The organism is Leptolyngbya sp. FACHB-36, from assembly GCF_014695955.1.
In the GTDB taxonomy this organism is placed as follows: Bacteria; Cyanobacteriota; Cyanobacteriia; order Leptolyngbyales; family Leptolyngbyaceae; genus FACHB-36.
Genome location: NZ_JACJPG010000150.1, coordinates 1 through 4067, shown reverse-complemented (window position 1 = coordinate 4067; position 4067 = coordinate 1). Strand labels below are relative to the sequence as shown.

Here is a 4067-nt window from a genome sequence, read left to right as displayed (position 1 = left end):
GCCCGATCGCCGTCTCCCCTTCCCGCAGCGTCCCCCATGGCACCGATCGTGGAAGCTCATGGCTGGCTGATTGGCGCAAATGGACAGATTTCTCTGACTGCCCGATCGTCTACGGTCGCTCCGACTGGACAGCCTGTAGTGCAATGTCAATGAGGAAGCAGCGATGCGATTAAGGTTTTTTCGATATGTAGGACTCGCGATCGCGACCGCGCTACTCGCGATTGGCTGGACGATCGCCGTTCCTGCGCTCTCCAGCCAACCTGCATCTTCTGATTCAGTCCCTGCAATATCTGAGATGCCCTTGCAACTGTCTCAACAGGGAACGCTGCATCAACCAATTCAAAATTCAGAATTCAAAATTTCTAATTATTCACAACTGACGCAGCAGGGACGATCGCTGTATGAGTCAGGACAGTACGCGGCGGCGATTACCGTGTGGCAGCAGGCAGAGCGGGGATTTGCGGCACAAACCGATCGTCTGAATCAAGCAATGGTGCTGAGCAATTTGGCATTGGCGTATCAGCAACTCGGTCAGTTCCCAAAGGCGATGGAATCGATTCAGCAAAGTTTAATCCTCGTTCAGCCGGAACAGCGTCAACCAGAGCGGCTGCGAGTTTTGGCGCAGGCATTGACGACGCAGGGAAGTTTGCAACTGGCTCAAGGGCAAACAGAACAGGCAGTTGCCACGTGGCAGCAAGCAGCAGCAGCCTATCAGCGAATTGAGGATGGTGCAGGGGTCATCCGCAGTTTGATCAATCAAGCGCAGGCACTTCAGGCAGCAGGGCTAACCCGTCGGGCGGAAACGCAGTTAGAGCAGGTTAGCCAGCGGCTCGATCGCCAGCCGGATACCGCACTTAAAGCCGCTGGCTTGATCAACTTTGGAGATGCCTTACGGTTAGCAGGCAAGCTGACTCAATCTCAGCAAGTGCTGCAGCAGGGGTTAGCGATTGCTGAGAAGGCGCAATCTGGCGAGGTTGCTGCTGCCCTACTAAGTTTGGGTAACACGGCGCGTGCTCAGCAGCAGCCAGAGCGTGCCTTAGCCTACTACCAGAAGGCAGCGATCGCCGCCCGGGCTCCGGTTGCCAAAGTGCAGGCGCAACTGAATCAACTCAGTCTGCTAGTCGAAACTAAACGCGACGCTGAGACGATCGCGGCTCAAGTTCTGCCCGATCTCTTGGCTCTGCCTGCCAGCCGCACCGCAATTTATGCCCGGATTCAATACGCTCGATTCGCACCTCCCTCGATTCAGACCGCAAAGCTGTTGGCTGAGGCGGTCCAACAGGCGCGTGACCTCACCGATCAACGAGCTGAGTCTTACGCACTCGGCTATTTGGGACAGGTCTATGAACAAACGGGTCAGTGGACTGAAGGGCTAAAGTTGACGGCTGAGGCATTGGTTTTAGCGCAGTCTCACAACGCCCCCGATATTGCCTACCGCTGGCAGTGGCAGATGGGGCGACTATACAAAGCGCAGGGGGGCACAAAGGCAACCGTCACTGCAGACGCTAATTATCAGCGAGCGATCGCCGCTTACAACGCTGCTTTTACAACGCTGCAATCGATTCGGCGAGAGTTAGCCGCAGGCAATCCAGAGGCGCAGTTCAGCTTTCGAGAGCGAACTGCCGAACCGCTCTATCGAGACTATGCTGAACTGCTGTTGCAGCCGGACGTTCCCAGTCAGGAAAATTTGAAACGCGCTCGTCAAGTCATTGAGTCGCTGCAAATCGCGGAACTGGAAAACTTTTTACAGGAACCCTGCGTGGCGTCGAGTCCAGAGTCGATTGATCGCATCATCAATCAATCCAATTCCACTACAGCAGCGATTTACCCGATCGTGCTAAACGATCGCTTGGAAGTGATTTTGAAACTGCCGCAGCAGCCAGAATTAGTCCGCTACCGGACAGTCGTTGATTCAGCCACGGTGAACCAAACCGTGAGACAGTTGCAGCTAGATTTGCAGGAAGAATACACGTTTGAAACTTTAAAAACGAACGCCAAAACCGTTTATCGCTGGCTGATCGAACCTGCCAGCACCCAACTAAAAGCCGCCAACGTGAAGACGCTCGTTTTCGTTCTGGACGGTGCCTTACGCAACTTGCCGATGGCAGCGCTGTATGACGGTCAACACTACTTGGTGGAGGACTATGGCATCACGGTAGCGCTGAATTTGGAACTACAGAATCCGCGACCGTTACCCAAAGCATTGAGGGTGCTGGGAGCCAGCCTCACTGATCCACCATTGGCGTATGCCAAACTTTTTTCTAAGCTGGAAAATGTCAACGCTGAACTGGACGCGATCGCCAAAGCAGGCATCGCCGTCACAACCATTCGCGATCGCAACTTTACCACGCAAACATTCAATCAGGAAATCAACGAATATCCGTTTCAAATTGTCCATTTAGCCACGCACGGTCAATTTAGCTCGGATCCGCAAAAAACGTTTTTGTTAACTGCCACAGGCAGCATCAACGTAGATGATTTAGAAATCCTGTTTCGTACGCGCGGCTTGAATCGAACGGATGTCATTGAACTGCTGGTGTTAAGCGCCTGCGAAACCGCATCGGGTGATAATCGAGCCGCTTTAGGAATTGCGGGCACTACAGTTCGGGCGGGCGCAAGGAGCGCGATCGCCTCGATTTGGAGCCTAGATGATGAATCCAGTGGCTTGTTAATGCAGCAATTCTATCAACAGCTTGGTCAAGGAGAGATTACCCGTGCCGATGCATTACGTCAGGCACAGCGATCGCTCTTACATAGTGAACAATATGCCCACCCGCGCTATTGGGCACCGTTCATTCTGGTGGGCAGTTGGCTGTAACGATTCTACGATCGCTGCCCAAAAAGCTTAAGAAGCTACTTCTAAATCAGCTTCAGGCTCGCTTACCCAAAGGACGAGATTTGACTGGAGAAGAGTTTTTGAAGACGCTGGAACTTGTGACACAACAACTTTCTAAAACTGTCGCTTAAGCGCAAGAGTGGCAAGCAAAACTGCTAGCTAAACCCTTACCCTATCCCATCATCTACGGTAGTTCTACAGACTTACGCTGGGGCAAGACAGCAAAAGGTAGGATTGCCATCAGCTTCAATGGCATCAATAAATATCTCAAGGCGGCTGATCCAAATATCAAGGAATGGTTCAAAACTCATAAAGAATATCCATTCCGATTGTATTGCGACCAACGGCAACTGCCCTTCTTCCAACGTTTTCTGGAAGATTGGCAAACTTATCGAGCCAATCAAGATACCTATCCATCAGGCTTGCTCACCCTTAGTTCAGCCATACTGACATGGAGAGAAGGCGAGGGCAAAGGTGATCCCTGGAACGTGAATCATCTCGCCCTTTATTGTTCTTTTGATACTCGCTTGATGACCGCAGAAGGCACTCTAGAAGTTCGGCAGGAGAAGGCTACTAAAGCCCTCAAAAACTTGACTCATGCCAACCCTGATCCTCGCAACCAGGCAACGCTCGATCGCCTCAAGAATTTACCTGAACGCCCCAGTCAGAACCTCTACCAAGGCAATCCCGAAATTTTAGTTGGACTCAGTATTGGGTTAGCTAGCCCCGTAACCGCCGCCGTTGTCAATGGCAGAACAGGAGGTGTGCTGACCTATCGCACGCCTCGCACCCTGTTGGGTGACCACTATCACCTTCTTAACCGTCAGCACCGTCAGCAGCAGCAAAACAGCCTAAAACGTCACCAGAATCAGAAGCGTGGTGTCACTCACCAGCCTTCAGAATCAGAACTGGGTCAGTATATTGACCGTCTGTTAGCAAAGTCCATCATCCAACTGGCTCAAACCTATCAAGCAAGCAGCATTGTGATTCCAAACCTGACGCATCTCCGAGAATTACTTGCTAGTGAGATTACGGCGAAGGCTGAACAGAAATGTCCGGGATCAGTTGCGGCTCAAAATCAATACGCCAAAGAGTACCGCAGGGCGATTCATCGATGGAGTTACAACAGACTCATTGCAGCCATCCGTAGTAAAGCAAATCAACTTGGCATCGCGATCGAGTCAGGATTTCAGCCAATAGAAGGCGATCGTCAAGAGCAGGCAAAAGATGT

Annotated in this window: 3 protein-coding genes; all 3 read left to right on the top strand. The window is 51.9% G+C overall.

Features of this window, described 5'->3' with window-relative positions:
• Positions 1-163: 163 nt before the first annotated feature.
• Complete coding sequence (locus H6F43_RS02180; protein WP_190340375.1) at positions 164-2818, top strand: CHAT domain-containing protein; 2655 nt, start codon at positions 164-166, stop codon at positions 2816-2818.
• Positions 2809-2967, top strand: coding sequence for a hypothetical protein (locus H6F43_RS02175; RefSeq protein WP_190340374.1), 159 nt, complete (start codon positions 2809-2811; stop codon positions 2965-2967). Before H6F43_RS02180 ends, H6F43_RS02175 begins: the two co-directional genes overlap by 10 nt.
• 21 nt (positions 2968-2988) lie before the next feature.
• Positions 2989-4067: type V CRISPR-associated protein Cas12k (cas12k, locus tag H6F43_RS21800; protein ID WP_199290110.1), on the top strand; the 1079-nt coding region annotated here is incomplete at its 3' end.